Raw genomic sequence first — 16,835 nt, forward strand, 5'->3', positions numbered from 1 at the left:
GTTTCTTCTTGTTATCTTGGGCAAAAATATGTAGCTACTCAAAATACTTTTTTTTGCAGCAGCTTTACTATGCTAGTTACTACAACGTGAAGGCAGCGCACTGGTTCAACTTAGTACAATTCGTAGTGAATTAAATCAGGCAAAAATCTGCGCCCCTCTGCGTTTACTTTGGGTTTAAAAACGCTACGATTTTTTGCTAAATACAACTAAGTGTGAAATTTATTACACTATTCCATTATTTCTGACTCTGGTTCTCTCAATACCAACTCAGACATCAAATCTGGTAAAAACGCTTGTTCCCCAGCTTTTGATGTCTCAGTTTGCTCATCAGTCGCAGGTAGCCAGTTGATAAATGGTAGGGGTAACAGTGTGCTGAGGTTAGTAATTACCACCAAGAGCCAAAGTGAGTCAAAGTTTGTTGCGGTGATTCCCAGCCAATACGTGATTAATGCCCCCAATCCATGAGAAACCGTTCCGGCTGAATTATAGATTGACATTAACAAAGCAAATAACGTCGCTTCCACACCAGAAGGACAAAGCCTTGCTGTTAGTACCATCACTTGCATAAAGGCAATTTTCCCCATCACAGTCAGAATCAGGCTATCACCCAAACTAAACCAGTGGTCATCTATACCTAATAGCCTGTTTGTGTGAGTCACTAACAACAGCATTGTCATCCCCAAAATAGAGGAAAGGAGAGTACTCCAAGTAAAAATCACGCGAAAAGGGATGCTTTTGAGGAAACGTTGAAAAATCAAAACACCTGCTAAAGAAGCGAAACTTGTCACCAAATGCACCCGCCCCAAAAATTCTGGTTCAAAGTGGAGTTCGTTGGTGGTGAAGTAGAAAAAGGCTGAGTCAGCATTTGGGGTAGCTTGCCAGATGAAGATAAACGCTGTTGGTAGCCAAATTGTTTTTTGGCTAATGGCTTGGCGTAGCTGCCCCAGCTGATGTTTGATTGGTAAAGATTTGGTCTGATTATTATCTTGAGCATCTTGGCTAACGGGGGACTCAGCAATTAACCAAGCTACTCCTGAAACGATCAGAGGAAATAAAGCGGTAATTTCAAAGACGGTACGGGTAGTAAAGTATTGCAGCAACAGACCGCTAAAGTAGGCTGTTATTAAACCTCCAATCGCCGAAGCACCCCAGCATAGAGATTGTAGTGAACCGGCTTTTGCTTGCGATTCGTCTCTGGCTCGTTCTACAACCAGCGAGTCAACAATGACATCACTCATGGCGACGGAGAGAGAACCTAGAGCGATCGCTAATGTAGCTGCCCAGCTAGTATGAACTATTGTGCCCAAACTCACCCAAGAAGCAGTTCCTAGTATCCCGGATAAAATCAAGTAAGGACGGCGACGATAGCCAAATATAGGCAAGCCATCAGAGATAAAACCAAACACTGGCTTGATCATCCAAGGTAGGAAGACAATTCCCACTAGCGTCGATACCTGGACTGGACTCAGGAGTAGTTCATCTTTGAGAAAAAAGCTAACGGCTAGGCGCGATAACCCTAAAATTCCTTGGACAAAGTAAACGGTGAGAATTGCAATTAACTCCGCATTTGGTTCATTACCCAAGAAGAGTTTTTGTGTTATGTAGTCTTTGACCTTGGGCAAGCCAGATAATTGATCTACCATTCGATAAATAATTTTTAAATTTTGTTTACTTATCTATCATATCGATTCTGAGGAGGTGGGTTTTTTCTCACCTTTTTCCTTTTGTTTCTTCTTTGAGTATTATTTAAGGCTTTCCTAATAATTTTTCTTTCTTTTAGAAAGATGTTCTCGTTTCTGCTCGGCTATTCGCCTCTAATTTTGGTACATCGAATACAGTTTTTGTTAGTTCTGTCTAAATCAATTTTCAGACTCACGACTTAGGACTCAAGACTTTTTCCGTGGTAATATCAGTCACACGAAACCGCAAAAAGCCGTGGCTACTGCATTAAAATCTCATCGAGCATCAAGAAGGCGTAAACAATCAACGTATCCTCTCCAGCGTTTGCTGGAGTATGGACACCAGTATCGCAAACAAATTTGGCTGGCGACTATTTATTCTATCCTCAATAAATTTTTCGATTTAGCACCACCCGGCTTAATTGGTGTGGCGGTGGATGTAGTAGTTAAGCAACAGAACTCCATAATTGCACAGTTAGGAGTACGGGATGTCTTTGAACAATTTTTGATTATTTCTTTCCTGACTGTAATCATTTGGATATTAGAATCGGTTTTTGAGTACGCCTACGCTCGACTTTGGCGGAATTTGGCTCAGAATATTCAGCATGACTTGCGTTTGGATGCATACAAACATTTGCAAGAGTTGGAATTGGCTTATTTTGAAGAACGCAGTACTGGCGGTTTAATGTCTATCCTCAGTGATGATGTTAACCAATTAGAGCGGTTTTTGGATGGTGGAGCGAATGATATCATCCAAGTTTCTGCAACTGTTATAATTATTGGTGCTGCGTTCTTTATTTTGGCTCCTAGTGTAGCGTGGATGGCTTTGTCACCGATGCCATTTATTCTCTGGGGTTCTTTTGCTTATCAACGACTACTTGCGCCTCGCTACGCTAATGTCCGCGAAAAGGTAGGTTTTCTCAATTCGCGGTTGTCAAACAATATTAGCGGAATTACTACTATTAAAAGCTTTACGGCTGAAGCTTATGAAGCCTATCGTTTGGAATTAGATAGTGATGCTTATCGCCGCAGTAATAAGAAGGCAATTACTCTTTCTGCTGCTTTTGTGCCGTTAATTCGGATGCTAATTTTGGTGGGTTTTACGGCATTACTTTTATATGGCGGAATGGCTGCGGTTTCTGGAGCAATGTCTGTAGGTACTTACAGCGTATTAGTATTTTTAATTCAGCGTTTGCTGTGGCCTTTAACTAGATTAGGCGAAACATTTGACCAATATCAAAGAGCAATGGCTTCTACTAATCGAGTTATGAATTTACTAGATACTCCGATCGCCATTCATACAGGTGATGTATCTTTACCTGTGAATGAAGTACGCGGAGAAGTACAATTTAAAAATGTTTATTTTGCTTATAAAGATAGATTTGCAGTAATTAAAAATCTGTCTTTGGATGTTCCGGCGGGAAAAACCATTGCGATTGTCGGTTCAACTGGTTCTGGTAAAAGTACTTTAGTCAAACTTTTATTGCGGTTGTATGAGGTGCAAGCTGGCAGCATTACTCTCGATGGCATTAATCTAGAAAGTTTAAATTTACGAGATTTACGTCGCTGCATCGGTTTGGTGAGTCAAGATGTCTTTCTATTTCATGGCACTGTAGCGGAGAACATTGCTTATGGTAGCTTCGAGAATACAGAGCAAGAAATCATCACGGCGGCGAAGATAGCCGAGGCGCACGAATTTATTATTGAATTGCCCCAAGGTTATGAGACAATTGTCGGAGAAAGAGGACAAAAGTTATCTGGTGGACAAAGACAACGGATTGCGATCGCTCGTGCAGTTCTCAAGAATCCCCCAATTCTGATTTTAGATGAAGCAACCTCGGCGGTGGATAATGAGACAGAAGCAGCAATTCAGCGATCGCTAGAACGGATTACAGTCGATAGAACTACAATTGCGATCGCTCATCGTCTTTCCACTATTCGCAATGCCGATTGCATTTATGTCATGGAACATGGGAAATTAGTAGAGTCGGGAACCCACGAGCAATTGCTAGAGAAAGACGGTATTTATTCCGGCCTCTGGCGTGTACAGTCAGGTTTGAGATAAGTTTCGCCTATTGTCTGTGTCTTCATTACAAATTATTTATGTTTTTTGGTAATAGTCAACCAGAATCAGGTGATACTAAGTGGCGTCACCAGTTGGATAAGTTTGTCAAAGCAAATCAGCAAGAATTGGCGGCGCTGTTTTGGGGATTGTGGTTAGCAAATGGTGACAGTCAGGGTACTGTTGGTATTGATTTGCAACCTACGCCGCATTTTGTTTATTGTCCGAAAGAGCAGATAGAGAATTTAAATAATAAGGTTGATAATCGGCTGCAAGAAATTTTGGGAATTGTTGAGAATCACAAGCCGGAAGTGGAAGTTGTGATGATTGGGATTGGGAAGGGTGAAATTAAGTTAATTCAGTTTGCACCGGAACCAGCGCCACCGATTTGTTTTGAGCAAGCTGGGAAGGATGTGGATGGGTTATTGGATGTGCTGGAAGAGAGGATGAAAGAGGAGATTGTTTTTTAACGCAAAGGAACCCGGAGGGAAGCGCAGAGGAACGTGGAGGAAGAGAAATAACTCTGCGCTTATTGTTTAGTTGATTGCTTTGTAGAAATCTGGGTAAGTTAGATTTTCGGCAGAATGCCAGACAATGTTGAATACGGCTTCGTAGCGATATGAATTGCTTTTGTATAACTGTTTACTTAGATAGTCTTTTAGGGTTATGACTACTTGTGGTAAATGTTCTTTTTGGAGGATTTTTGTCAAATTATCAGCTATATCCAAGAGACAAGATTCATAGGGTAGCCGAATAGTGGCTTTGTTGCTGAAGCAGTTTTTATTGTCATTATCTTGTTGAAAGTTTTCAATAAATCGGATCAGAGTAGGGATAACTTCGTTAAGCTTCTCTTTAACCAATTTGTTTTCTAGATCGACTTGTTCTAAATTTTGAACTGCATCCGTCAAGATTGATTCATCTTGATAGGGATTTATTTCCATTATTTGGCATAAAGTCGCGATCGCCTTTAGATTGACAGGATCAATTTTCAGTAGGTTTTCGGCTGCATACAAACGTCCCCATTCATCTTGAGTCGTTTCAAGTACCTGAGATAACGTGCTAACCGCCACTTTATTACCTGAATCAATTTTTCCTAGACTCTCAGCGGCATCGCATAATAGGGAATCATCTTTAGTGGAGGCGATTAACTCAATTAAAGTTGCAATTGCAGTTTCATTCCCAGCACCAAAAAGCCCTAAATCCTGCACTGCTAGGTTGAGGTAAGAATGATGGTTAGCAGTCCTAATTAGATCAACTAGAGCATTAATTGCAATTTGATTACTGGGGTCGATTTGCGACAGAGTTCTAGTTGCTTCCCATGCGAGACATTGTGTATAATATGGATCTTTTGGGGATTGACCCAGATTTTTAACTAACTCTAATAAGACATTAATTGCAATTTGATTATTAGAGTCTACTTGTAGGAGACTTTTAGCTGCTTGCAAACGTTCGCCGTCAAACTGAGAGGTTTCAAGTGTTTTGGATAAAGTAGCGATCGCAGTTTTATTCTCTGGCTCAATTTCCAGTAGATATGTAGCCGCGCGATTTATAAAAAGTGCATTCGCAGAAGTTTCGAGAATGTGGACTAAACTCTTGAGTACAGCTGCATTACCAGGATCAATTTGCCACAAAGCTTGAACTGCATCAAAACAAATTCTATCACCCTGGTTTATCTCTAAGAATTTGACGAAGGCTGCGATCGCACTACAACAATTGTCCTTATTCAGTGTTGTCTCCATAAGGTTAACTAATGTAGCGATTGCAGCGTGATTGCTGTCAGCAATATCTCCTAAAGCTCTAATTCCATGCGTGCCAATTTCCCAAGCTGGTATTTTTTTGATGTCGTTAACTAGAATAGCGATCACAGTTTCATTACCAACGGCGATTTTGCCTAGACTATAACTTTTCCTATATCCGTGTCTCTCCTCAGTAATCGGCATCAAAGCCAAGGCTGCGATCGCACTTTTATTACCCGGATCGAGTGTTCCTAACTTTTCGGCTGCAACTCGGAGAACTGAACGACTTTCAGTAGTATGAACCAGATGGACAAAAGCAGCAATAACCCGTTTTCTGTCGGTTAATTCCAGGGTTTTTCTCGCTGTCTGCACCAATGGTTTTGGTAGTATTTGCCAATCTCGCTTATCTTGCCGAAAATAGGCATAACTCCATTTGAGCAGTTGTTCTACAATTGCATCACCCAAACTACATTCTGGGAACTGGGATAAAGCCTCAGCCGCCAAAAAATAAGCGCGATACCGATAAAAATCACCGCAACCGTCATCAAAATCTATTAAAGCTTGGATAAAATCTTCTTTTTGCTCCTTAGCTACATCCTTTTGGCTGAACCAGTGGAGAATCTCTGCTTTCCACTCCGGCTCAAAGATGCGGTAAGTGCCTTGATTTAAATTGCTGCGATCGTGGTTAAAGAAATACTGCCAATCATGCATTGCCTCCTACCCACTTCGAGATGTGGGACGAAAGGGACTTAAATGCATCTTGCTACATCAGTTGCCTTGCTGTCAAGTCTGAACGCGATGATAATTTGTAAATTTTGCTGCTTTGAGAATATAAATATCCTGCTATTTATTTAATGAAAGTAAGTATTTATCACCTGTAATAATATGTGTTGCTTGACCGACAAATGCATACTCGACCACCAAATCATCATCAGGATCGTCAATAACAACTTTCAGGCTATTGGGAATTTCTACCAAGCGTGAAAAAGCAAGAATTTGCTCAATATCAATAGCTGCATCTGTCGGAGAACGATTTTGCTTTGTCTGCAACTTTTCGCGTAACTCCAATAAAATCTCTCGACAAGTTACAGACTCAATCTACCCGTTTCTCGCAAGTTCTAAACAACGATAGGGACTACCTCGCCAACCTAACCCCAAAAAGAGCGTGTTTGTATCGAAAATAACTACATAAGAAATCATTACTTTTCATGCATCAGATCATCTAATGAATTCTTCTCGCTCTTGTTCAGTCATAATATCTCAGTTAAGACCGCGTGTTGTACTCAAATAGCTCATCTGTAGCTCTCCGTAATTAAGTCTATTCTCCCACCAAGTATCTTGCTCTGCTTTGATGGCTTGCAATATCATACGCTGCTCGGGAATTGCTAGTTGCTTCACTAGTGATATTACTTGCTCAATATTGAGATTAAGGGTTGCCATCTCTATAGCACCTCAAGTGTGGAAATTTAAGGCTACTTTAACTAAATTAAAGCGATCGCAGTTGCAACAGCCGTTAGTGTTACAGGTTCCATAATTTTATGAATAACAACCGAAATTCCACTGAAAGCTATACTAGACTAGCCCCATCGTCACATTTCTTGATTTTGTCAATGTAGACACGATTTTTAACCTTAAGTTTACTTTCAGAAAAACTGATGCAATTTGATACTCAACTGCTACCTCGAATTAATAGTAAATCACTGAGAGAAAATGGTAAACAATATTATGTAGATGCTAAGGGAAACCGCTTACCCAGCGTCACTACAATACTTAATATCACTAAACCCCAAGCAGATAGAGACAGATTATTAAATTGGAAAGCGCGTGTTGGGACAGAAGAAGCCACCCGCATATCTACAAACGCCAGTCGTCGAGGAACCCAAACACACAAACAAATTGAGCGCTATCTCCTTGGACAAAATCCTGTTTGTCCAGAAGCCAGTCGCCCTTATTGGGAAAGTATCAAGCCAGTTTTAGAAGAAATCGACACAGTGAGACTCGTAGAAGGCTCTGTTTTTCATTATGATTTGAGCTATTCTGGCAAAGTGGATTGTATTGCCAGTTATCAAGGCATCCCCTGTATTTGCGAGTGGAAAACAGCAGACAAACCTAAAGGTTCAATTGAGCATTTATACGAATATCCACTGCAACTTACAGCATACATTGGAGCAATTAACAACTATTATCAACATGATGGCATTCAGCTAAATCATGCTTTGTTGGTAGTTGCAATTCCAGAGATGCCAGCTGAAGTATTTTGGTTTGAACCAGCAGCGATTAAAGATTACTGGCAGCAATGGGAAAAAAGAGTCGCCGAATATTGGGAACGCAGAAGTGTTTGGAGTTGATGAGTGGGATTCTGGTTCAAAGATACGGTAAGTGCCTTGCCGGAGCGCAGTGCATACTGTTGTTGAAACTGTTTAGTTTTTTGCCTCTGTCTAGCTTTCTGGAGAGCTTCGTAATCAGATTGCACTTGTAAAGTTAAGCCTCGTGCCTGAGTTTTTGCACGAGTACACTGGGAGCGCACAGGACAAACTAAACAATCTGTGGTACAAAAGTTAACACGAATTATTGGGTTGCCATCAGCGTTTTGAGTTTGTTTCCAACGGCTACTGCTCTTGCCTTGAGGACAATAGGCAGTTTCTTGAGTCCAGTTGATTTGAAAATGGGATAAATCAAATCCCAAACCTGCTTTTGATTGCCATCCGACATCAACAGGTACTAGACCCAACAGATCAATGTCATAGTCCTGTTGGGAATGAGAAAGCAACTGTCCACTAGTGTATCCTTGATCTACTAAATGTTGCTCAGGTAAAAGTTCTTTCTCTGCGAGAGCTTGATGGATTGAGGGTATCACTGTTTGGTCTGGACTAGTAGCGGTAGTTGTGACTACATGAGTGATGATTTGTGGCCCATCTTCATCACAACTTTCTGTCAGATGCACTTTATACCCTGTCCAGTTAGTAGCGCGTTTAGTGCTATTACGTGCTTCTATTTCATAAGCCGACCAAATTCTCACAGATGAAGGTGGACCATCTTGTTCATTGCGTAACTCAATTTTATCCGTGGGCGCATGATATTGTTGTAACCAAACTTGACGTAGGACTTCTATTGCTGGTAGCTTTGTGAGAAACTGTGGAGATGTTTCTGTATAGATAGCATCAAGTAAACGAAAGCCATCAGCCCCCATTAGAGTAGCCAATGCTTCTCTCTCTGGTGCGGTTTTTGGCAGTCGATATTCTTCAAAACGTTTTGTATATCGGTCATACCACTCAGTAGGAGCGATGAATTTTAGCCAACTTGGGTCAGCTTCTGCCACCGCATTAAGTGCATAACGTAGGGTTTCACCTAAATGTTCTAATCGGTTCGACGCTCTGACTGCTGCCACAACATGGGTAGAGTCGGTGCGTTGTTTTCCCCTTGCTGAAAGTAGTTTCATGTCTTGAAATCTTGTGAGCATTTTATCTAGTATTTGCTGCTCGATACCCCCACAGATTAGTCGGTCGCGGAATTCACTTAAAACACTAAAATCAAAGCCTGGGTCTGTTAATTCTAACGATAAAGTATATTTCCAATCAATTCTTGCTCGTACTGCCTGCGCTGCTTGTCTATCAGACAGGTTTTCTACGAATTGCATTATCAGTAACATCGCTAATCGCCAAGGTGCTTGTCCTGGCTGTCCTTTTTGTGGATACACAGATGCAAAGTCTTGATCCTGAAAGAAAATTCCCATCTCGTCGCGCAGACACATATACATACTACCTTTGAGGAATGCTGCATTAGCTACACGCGCTGTTTCTTCTGGTACTGGAGGAATTTCTTCCGGATGTAAGCACATATACTTGTCTCCACAAATATTTCTTCTAGTTTATTGATAAATTGTCTTTCCTTCTCCTTTTCATCCTTTTATTGTCCTTGTTCATGTATTACATGGTAAAGCCTATTGCTCCAAACCATGTAATACACCGTATACATCCCTCTTTAAATGTTAAGAAATGTTTCACCAACAGTATCCGGTGGGCGGTTACGCCATCGCCTTGCAGGTCGATTCATTGTTTATAACTGCTGAAATGCTTGTTATATATACATTTTAGCAGTTTTACACTCTGTTTTTTTCTGAGTTTGTGAGAAATCCGGGTTTTAGTCCGCGATCGCCCCGTGATCGATTACCATATAAAACAGAAGAAAGAGGGCATGGTCGTCATGAGATTCGCCACTACATGATGTTATATGGAACCGAATCTCGGCTTAATCCTGATTCAGTTTGGTCAAACTTTAATAGTGTTGGGATGGTAGAATCCGTCCGTTCATTAAATGGTGAGACAATGGCTGAAACTCGTTATTTTATCAGTAGCCTTGAATCAAATGTTGAACAGTTTGCTAATTCTATTCGCAGTCATTGGGGAGTTGAGAATTCATTACATTGGATATTGGATGTCACTTTCAGGGAAGATGACTGTCGAATTAGAAAAGATAACGCTCCACAGAATTTTGCAATTATCAGACATATTGCAGTCAATCTTTTAACTCAAGAGAAGCGTGTCAAACGCGGAATCAAAAATAAACAGTTTCTCGCGGCGATGGATAACAAATATTTACTAAGTATTTTCGCCTTAGTTTAAAATAGTATATCCAAACTTGAGCTTAATATTTTATATAAAATTTTTATCTATTTTCCAGATAAATATAATTTTATGTATCCCATGATTGAATTATTTTAATATTAATGGTTAGTCATTCAGTTGAAGATAAGCTAATTCACATTTTGGGAAAATGTTTGATTTATTTTATTTATCATTCCATCAATTTTTACAATTATCTATGTCATTTTTAAATCTTCCTCAGTTTTTATTAATAAATAAGATGCGTTTGCTCTGGCTTGTGTGGTGACTGAAAACTGCTAGGAGGGATATCTTCTCTACTCTACGAGACGCTACGCAAACGGTAAGCTCTGCTAACGCCATACTAATTTATAATTATTGATAAAATTTTTATCACTAACAATGACTATTATCCTGACGATAAAAGAGTGGGAGCAACTATGGGCAGAAGCTGAAATGAATAGCCAGAAAAACCCAGAATCTAATGAATTTATTTATCAAGTGCCAAGACTTCTGGGCAAAGGATATATGCGAGATATTGAGGTGTATCCTCATCTTCGGCTGTCAATTGGTGACTGTGAATATCACGATAATGTATTGATGAAAGTTCCTGAATATAATCATCCTCTGCAATTTGATGTCGAGCTTTTAGGAGTTGACACAGACGATACACTGATCTCTGGTGCTGGCGTTCAACGCTCATGGACTGTAAAAAATCCAAAATCTCAACGAAGTGTGGGCGTTGGTATTCATATGCCACCTGAGCTATTGGGAACCTTTTTCCCGACAGCAGGTGGCGAAATTCCTTCCCAGTTCAGCTTACTGGCTAAAGGTAATGATTGGCAGACAATGCTACACCCCAAAAAGACTGCTGCCGTCCACTTTGTAGCACAGCAAATCATTAACTGTCCTTATCAAGGAATCGCCAAGCTGATGTATTTGCAGGTGAGAGTGCTGGAACTGATCAGGTTGCAGTTAACTCCAATGCTGGTAGATCAAGGTGGAGTGCAACCATCGCCACGACTGAAGGCAGAAACCATCGCCCGGATTCATCATGCCAAAGAAATTTTGCACTCGCGTATAGAGAATCCGCCGTCATTGCTGGAATTATCGCAGTTGGTGGGGGTGAGCGATCGCACTCTGCGACGTGGATTTCAGGAACTCTTTGGCACAACTGTATTTAGCTACATAACCAATCAGCGTATGGAGTGGGCAGAAGAACTATTGCGGCAAGGCGATCTTTCCGTTGCCTCTGTTGCCAACAAGGTCGGTTATTCTAACTTGGGACACTTTGCAGCTGCCTTCAGACGCAGGTTCGGCATTACGCCAGGAAAATGTTTATTGGGCAACAAGTCCGTTTCGGGATCTAAAGCCGTTTCTGAGTAGACTTGATTGCCAACTTTTGTGTATACTCACTTTCACTAAAAATCAAGAAATATTTGCAATAATTCAGATTTTTTACTGAAGTCATCCTCCGGTGTTGCTGGGGGATTACAAGGCGTGTGAATAAACAAAGTTTTGTGAGCAGGTGTGTAAGGAGTTGTTATGAAGCGTTGGCGGTTTTTTAATAGCGTATATCTGTGGCTGGCACTGATAACAGGATGTCTGAGTGCTGTAACTATTTCACCAGGATGGGCAGAGGTTAAACCAAGCAATGAAAAGTCAAAATCCGCGCTAACTTCAAAGATTCGTCATTTAATAGAGCATCCGATCGCCAGCGCTCAACAGCTTGTGCAATCGCCTGCACCGCCAAACACGCCCTCAGCAGAAATTGTGCAAGTGACGCAAGTGAAGGCAAATCCAACCGCCAAAGGTGTGGAAGTGATTCTACAAACTAGCAAAGGGGAACAATTACAAGTTACTAATCGCAGTGCTGGTAATAGTTTTATTGCTGATATTCCCAATGCCCAGCTGCGTTTACCCAATGGTGATGCATTCACATTCCGTTCGGAAAAACCACTTGCGGGAATTACTGAAATAACAGTCAATAACTTTGATGCCAATACTATCAGGGTGACGGTGATCGGCGAGGCAAGCTCACCAACAGTCGAGTTATTTGACAGTGATGAAGGTTTGATTTTTGGGTTGACAACTGCTGCATCTACTGCACAGCAGCCACCCCAAACACAACCAATGCCTCAAGCAGAGCAGCCAGCAAACCAAACCCAGCCACAGCAACCATCAACTGGTGATGAGCCGATTGAGTTGGTGGTGACAGGAGAACAAGACAGATACAGTGTACCAGATGCGACCACTGCGACCAAAACCGATACACCCTTGCGCGACATCCCGCAATCAATTCAAGTTGTACCCCAACAGGTACTCAAAGACCAACAAGTCACCCGCTTGAACGATGCTTTAAGAAATGTTCCCGGTGTGATTACATCAAATGGATCGTCTGTCAATAACGAAGATAGTGCATTTACCATTCGGGGCTTTGATAGTGGGACTACGCTCAGAAATGGTCTGGTAGATCCTCTGGGTACACAGTCACTAGAACTCTCCAATATAGAGCGAGTGGAAGTCCTCAAGGGTCCGGCTTCAGCTCTGTTTGGTAGCGGTACTCCCGGTGGCACAATCAATTTGATTACCAAGCAGCCCCTCCTCAATCCTTACTATGCAGTTGAAGCAACGGTTGGAAATTACAGCTATTATCGGGGCGCTGTGGATCTGTCTGGTCCATTAAACGATGACAAAACAGCGCTGTATCGACTGAATCTGTCCTACAAAGATACAAGCAGTTTTATCGATTTTACTCATACTCAAAATCTATTCATTGCCCCAGTTTTGAGTTTTGCAATTGGTGAGCGAACAAAGCTAACTCTAGAAGGAGAGTATACAGATGCAGACACCAACCGATTGTCGCAACCAGCCGCTGGCACTATACTACCCAACCCAAATGGTAAAATAGCACGCAACCTGAACATTAGTGGACCTAACAGGAGTGACAATTTTGTTCATATGGATATTGGTAAAATTGGATACACCTTAGAACACAAATTCAGTGACAACTGGTCATTAAAAAACGCTTTTCGGGCAGTATTTTATCATTTCGATATCAATTTCTATGCTGGTACTAGTCTCGACCCTGATCAGCGAACATTAAATCGAGTATTTATTGATTCACCGATTGATTACCAGACTTACAATCTGGCAACAGACATTATTGGCAAATTCTCTACTGGCTCCATCCAGCATCAGTTAGTGTTTGGATTTGACCTAAGTAGAATTGATTCTGAATATTCAGTTATTCGTAATAATGCAGCACCCATTGACTTGTTTAACCCAGTGTATAACCAATCCCTTGGTGAAAGTTTGAGTCCTCTAAGTGCTTCCTCTCTAACAGATGCACTGGGTATTTATGTCCAAGATCAGATCGCGCTGAGTGAGAATCTGAAGTTGCTGTTGGGTGTACGGTTTGATGCCTTTAAACAGACGAATGGAGATTTGGTAGCAAACACCGAAAGCAGCCAGTCAGGAGATGCGTTTAGTCCTCGTTTCGGTATTGTCTACCAACCCATAGAGCCCATTTCACTCTATGCCAGCTACACTCGCTCGTTTACCCCAGCGATAGGAAGTAGCTTTGATGGCAGCCTTTTTGAACCAGAGCGTGGCACACAGTATGAAGTCGGGGTCAAAGCAGATTTGAATGACAGAATTTCTACAACACTTGCATTTTATAATCTGACTCGCTCCAATGTCGTGACTGCTGACCCAGACCCAAATCATCCAAATTTTTTGATTCAAACCGGTGAGCAGCACAGCAGGGGTATCGAATTCAACATTGGGGGTGAAATCTTACCCGGTTGGAATGTGATTGCAGGTTATGCTTACACGGATGCCACAATCACCAAAGACAATACTTATACACCCGGTAATCTCCTCAACAATGTGCCCAAAAATAGTTTCAATTTGTGGACGAAGTATGAAATTCAATCTGGTAGTCTCAAAGGACTCGGCGTTGGTTTGGGATTCTTCTATATAGGCTCACGCCAGGCAGATTTAGACAATTCCTTTGAATTGCCGAGCTATTTCCGTACTGATGCTGCCATTTTCTATAAACAAGGACAGCTTGGCGCACAGCTTAATTTCAGAAATCTGTTTGATGTGGATTATTTTGAGTCTGCTTCTAATCTTTTGACTGTTAATCGTGGCGAGCCGTTCACCGTGCAGGGCACGATTTCGTGGGAGTTATGACCTTCTCTGTTTTAATGATTTTGTAGCCACTCTTAGCAAGTGGCTACTTTTTCGATTTGACTATCCCGCTTTCAACCCCAAACAAATCTTTGTAAACTTCAGGATCTCGAAAAAGCTCCATAATCAAACTTCGAGTAAAAGCACAGTAAATCATATTCCCTCGCGCCTCATACAAACCAAAAGCTTTAAATAAATCTTTTTTAGCGCTCTCAATATTGCCCAGATGGAATCTGACTGTCCCGGGAGCATCCCAGTTTTTATTATTCCAAGAAATAAAAATTAAAAGTGAGATGGTAGAGGTGTAATCCCGCATTTCTCACAAACAATAAAAAATCAATTCACATCACTCGAAATAAGACATTTTTTTGATACATCATCAATTGAAAATTAAGTGGGCAAATATAAGTAAGTACAAAATAGTAGCTATGAAAATAAAAAATCACTATATTTTTATTGACACTGAAATCAAAACACTCTGTTCATAAAATTAAGCATCCAAAACAAGACTTGATTAAACCAAGTCCCAAGTATTATTAATTAGAGATAAATAAAATGCACTTCAATTTTAGATTAAGCGGTATTAGGCAGCATTTTTAAGCATCTATAAGCAGTAGCAAATATATGTTTATACGGGCAAGAGCTAGTAATCGCAATTAAAATCCGTCGTGTGTTTACAGTAATCAGCGCTCCTAACTTTAATAATTTGATACGAATAGTTTCCACTTGAGCGTTTTGTAATTCCGTCTTTGCCAAACATTGTAACCGCAATGCATTCATCAAAATGTAAGCAAGAGAAGAGAACCACAAACGTAATTGATTTCCAGTGAATGTATGCGTACTGGTTCTATCACTAAAAAGTTCCAGTTGTTGTTCCTTAAAGCGATTTTCCATCTCTCCTCGCTTACAGTATTTTTGCGTGTAGAGTTGAGCAGGAGGTACTTTTTTGGTAGTCAGTGAAGTAACAACAAAACGAATATTAGTCCCCGTCAGCTGACGGGGCGACAACATAGCCTCAAAACCTTGCAAAATAAAGTGTGTAGCAATTTATGGTAAAAAAAGATAGGTCTAGTTTTGTCAATAAGACCTATCTGTTGATAATGTTACCTTTATTCTACCAAACACACTTAAAAAGTCAATTTAGTCTTGCGGAATACCTGTTGTTAAAAATTTTAATCAACATTCTGCAATTAAGGAAAAAAGTAAGTTTAGAAACATTGGCTACGGCTTTACCTATTCCAATTAGATTTGAAAGCAGAAGAAAAAAAATACAGAGATTTTTATCATTACCAAACCTCAAAATTGAAGAAATTTGGTTCCCGATTGTTACGACATGGTTAGAAGCAAACTTTACTTCCGAAAAAATAATTTATGTGGTAATTGATCGTACAAATTGGGCTTGTGTCAATTTATTCATGGTTAGTGTTGTTTGGGATAAAAGGGCATTTCCGGTTTATTTTGAATTACTACCAAAGTTGGGATGTTCCCAGATAGATGAGCAAAAATTGATTCTATCTAAAGTATTACCACTTTTTAATAACTATAAAATTTGCGTATTGGCAGACAGAGAATTTTGCTCAGTCAAGTTGGCAAACTGGTTGAGAGAGATGGATGTATACTTTTGCTTACGTCTCAAAAAGAATCATTTTATTGAGCAACAAACAGGCGTTTGGTTAGAACTGAAAAATTTAGGATTATCACCTGGTATTTCTTTATTTTTACAAGGTGTTAAAGTCACTACAACTCAGGGGTTTACCAACTTTAATGTGGCGTGCAAATGGAAGCGTAAAATCTTGGGAGCAGCGCCAGAAGAAGGATGGTTTATCTTAACAAATTTGAAGACTCTAGAACTAGCGATCGCATCATATAAAAGACGATTTGATATTGAAGAGATGTTTCGAGATTTCAAGAAAGGTGGTTATAATATGGAGGAGACAAATGTATCTGGGGAACGTCTAATATCCTTAGTTTTATTGATAGCGATCGCTTACACTTCTGCCACAATTGCTGGGCAGCAAATTAAACGTATTGGAGTACAGAAATATATCGGACGCGTCAAAGAATATGGGCGTATTGAAAGACGACATAGCAGTTTTTATATTGGATTATATGGCTATACGTGGGTCAATTTTATGGAAAGCTGTCATGAACTAGTAGATAAATTATTGAGATTAACTCCTAATAAGCGAAAGTATTATCAACAAGGGCAGAGGGCTATGAGGCTTATTTTATCAGCTTCCTAACTGTTTTTGTCGCCCCTTCAGCATCGGATCATGACGTAATTCTTCATGGTCATTTAAGTCTTCGTATCCCATGACCAACCCATAGATTCGTTGTCTAATTAAGTTTTCTATTGAATGGTCAATACGAGAAAGGCTGGCGGTAATCTTGGAAACATTGTGCAAACTGTGATGTGATTTGCAGTTTTCTGTCTATTTCAGCAATTAAGCAAAATCGGTGCATCGGATGTTACCTGTCCACCGTTGAAATTAACTACGACTGGGAGGGACTTTGGCTGTTCAAATCTGAACTGTTTTGGAAGCGATCACCTCGGAGTTCGTCA

The 16,835-nt window shown here is 40.5% G+C and carries 11 protein-coding genes and 3 pseudogenes; 7 read left to right on the top strand and 7 right to left on the bottom strand.

The annotated features are described in order from the left end of the window. Positions 1–227: 227 nt before the first annotated feature. Positions 228–1,643 (bottom strand): folate/biopterin family MFS transporter, encoded by a 1,416-nt coding sequence (locus tag V7K79_RS17040; protein ID WP_335049188.1) that lies wholly within the window; start codon positions 1,641–1,643, stop codon positions 228–230. Between the two features lie 292 nt (positions 1,644–1,935). Between V7K79_RS17040 and V7K79_RS17045 the strand changes: the two genes are divergently transcribed. Together V7K79_RS17045 and ccmS are read left to right on the top strand one after the other, a co-directional pair. Next, positions 1,936–3,744: an ABC transporter ATP-binding protein gene (locus V7K79_RS17045; protein WP_335049189.1), complete on the top strand. Its 1,809-nt coding sequence runs from the start codon at positions 1,936–1,938 to the stop codon at positions 3,742–3,744. 38 nt (positions 3,745–3,782) lie between these two features. After that, a complete protein-coding gene (gene ccmS / locus V7K79_RS17050) occupies positions 3,783–4,211 on the top strand; it encodes a beta-carboxysome assembly chaperone CcmS (protein ID WP_335049190.1) in 429 nt (142 codons plus the stop codon). A 66-nt stretch (positions 4,212–4,277) separates the two neighbouring features. On the opposite strand, the gene V7K79_RS17055 is transcribed toward ccmS, so the two are convergent. The 3 genes from V7K79_RS17055 to V7K79_RS17065 all read right to left on the bottom strand — a co-directional run bounded on the left by V7K79_RS17055 (position 4,278) and on the right by V7K79_RS17065 (position 6,917). Beyond that, entirely contained in the window at positions 4,278–6,188 is a 1,911-nt protein-coding gene (locus V7K79_RS17055) for a HEAT repeat domain-containing protein (RefSeq protein ID WP_335049191.1), read from the bottom strand. Between the two features lie 132 nt (positions 6,189–6,320). After that, positions 6,321–6,575, bottom strand: a complete 255-nt coding sequence (locus V7K79_RS17060; protein WP_335049213.1) for a putative toxin-antitoxin system toxin component, PIN family — start codon at positions 6,573–6,575, stop codon at positions 6,321–6,323. Between the two features lie 162 nt (positions 6,576–6,737). Then, complete coding sequence (locus V7K79_RS17065; protein WP_335049192.1) at positions 6,738–6,917, bottom strand: hypothetical protein; 180 nt, start codon at positions 6,915–6,917, stop codon at positions 6,738–6,740. Between the two features lie 215 nt (positions 6,918–7,132). Between V7K79_RS17065 and V7K79_RS17070 the strand changes: the two genes are divergently transcribed. Further along, the gene (locus tag V7K79_RS17070) at positions 7,133–7,825 is read left to right on the top strand and encodes a PD-(D/E)XK nuclease family protein (RefSeq protein ID WP_335049193.1); all 693 of its coding nucleotides are present in this window, start codon (positions 7,133–7,135) and stop codon (positions 7,823–7,825) included. Between the two features lie 20 nt (positions 7,826–7,845). On the opposite strand, the pseudogene V7K79_RS17075 reads toward V7K79_RS17070, so the two are convergent. After that, a pseudogene (locus tag V7K79_RS17075) lies at positions 7,846–9,315 on the bottom strand (IS1182 family transposase); the annotation flags it as partial. 286 nt (positions 9,316–9,601) lie between these two features. Here V7K79_RS17075 and V7K79_RS17080 point away from each other — a divergent pair. The 3 genes from V7K79_RS17080 to V7K79_RS17090 all read left to right on the top strand — a co-directional run bounded on the left by V7K79_RS17080 (position 9,602) and on the right by V7K79_RS17090 (position 14,275). Next, entirely contained in the window at positions 9,602–10,099 is a 498-nt protein-coding gene (locus V7K79_RS17080; RefSeq protein ID WP_442938950.1) for an ISAs1 family transposase, read from the top strand. Between the two features lie 381 nt (positions 10,100–10,480). Continuing rightward, positions 10,481–11,464, top strand: coding sequence for an AraC family transcriptional regulator (locus tag V7K79_RS17085; RefSeq protein WP_335049195.1), 984 nt, complete (start codon positions 10,481–10,483; stop codon positions 11,462–11,464). 159 nt (positions 11,465–11,623) lie between these two features. Further along, the gene (locus V7K79_RS17090; RefSeq protein WP_335049196.1) at positions 11,624–14,275 is read left to right on the top strand and encodes a TonB-dependent siderophore receptor; all 2,652 of its coding nucleotides are present in this window, start codon (positions 11,624–11,626) and stop codon (positions 14,273–14,275) included. 570 nt (positions 14,276–14,845) lie between these two features. Here V7K79_RS17090 and V7K79_RS17095 read toward each other — a convergent pair. After that, positions 14,846–15,259, bottom strand: a pseudogene (locus V7K79_RS17095) (transposase); the annotation flags it as partial. Positions 15,260–15,372: 113 nt separating this feature from the next. Between V7K79_RS17095 and V7K79_RS17100 the strand changes: the two are divergent. Beyond that, positions 15,373–16,515, top strand: a complete 1,143-nt coding sequence (locus V7K79_RS17100; RefSeq protein WP_335049214.1) for an IS4 family transposase — start codon at positions 15,373–15,375, stop codon at positions 16,513–16,515. A 21-nt stretch (positions 16,516–16,536) separates the two neighbouring features. Here V7K79_RS17100 and V7K79_RS17105 read toward each other — a convergent pair. Further along, positions 16,537–16,811, bottom strand: a pseudogene (locus V7K79_RS17105) (transposase); the annotation flags it as partial. Between the last annotated feature and the right edge of the window lie 24 nt (positions 16,812–16,835).

The organism is Nostoc sp. (assembly GCF_036917575.1).
Classification (GTDB): Bacteria; Cyanobacteriota; Cyanobacteriia; order Cyanobacteriales; family Nostocaceae; genus Nostoc.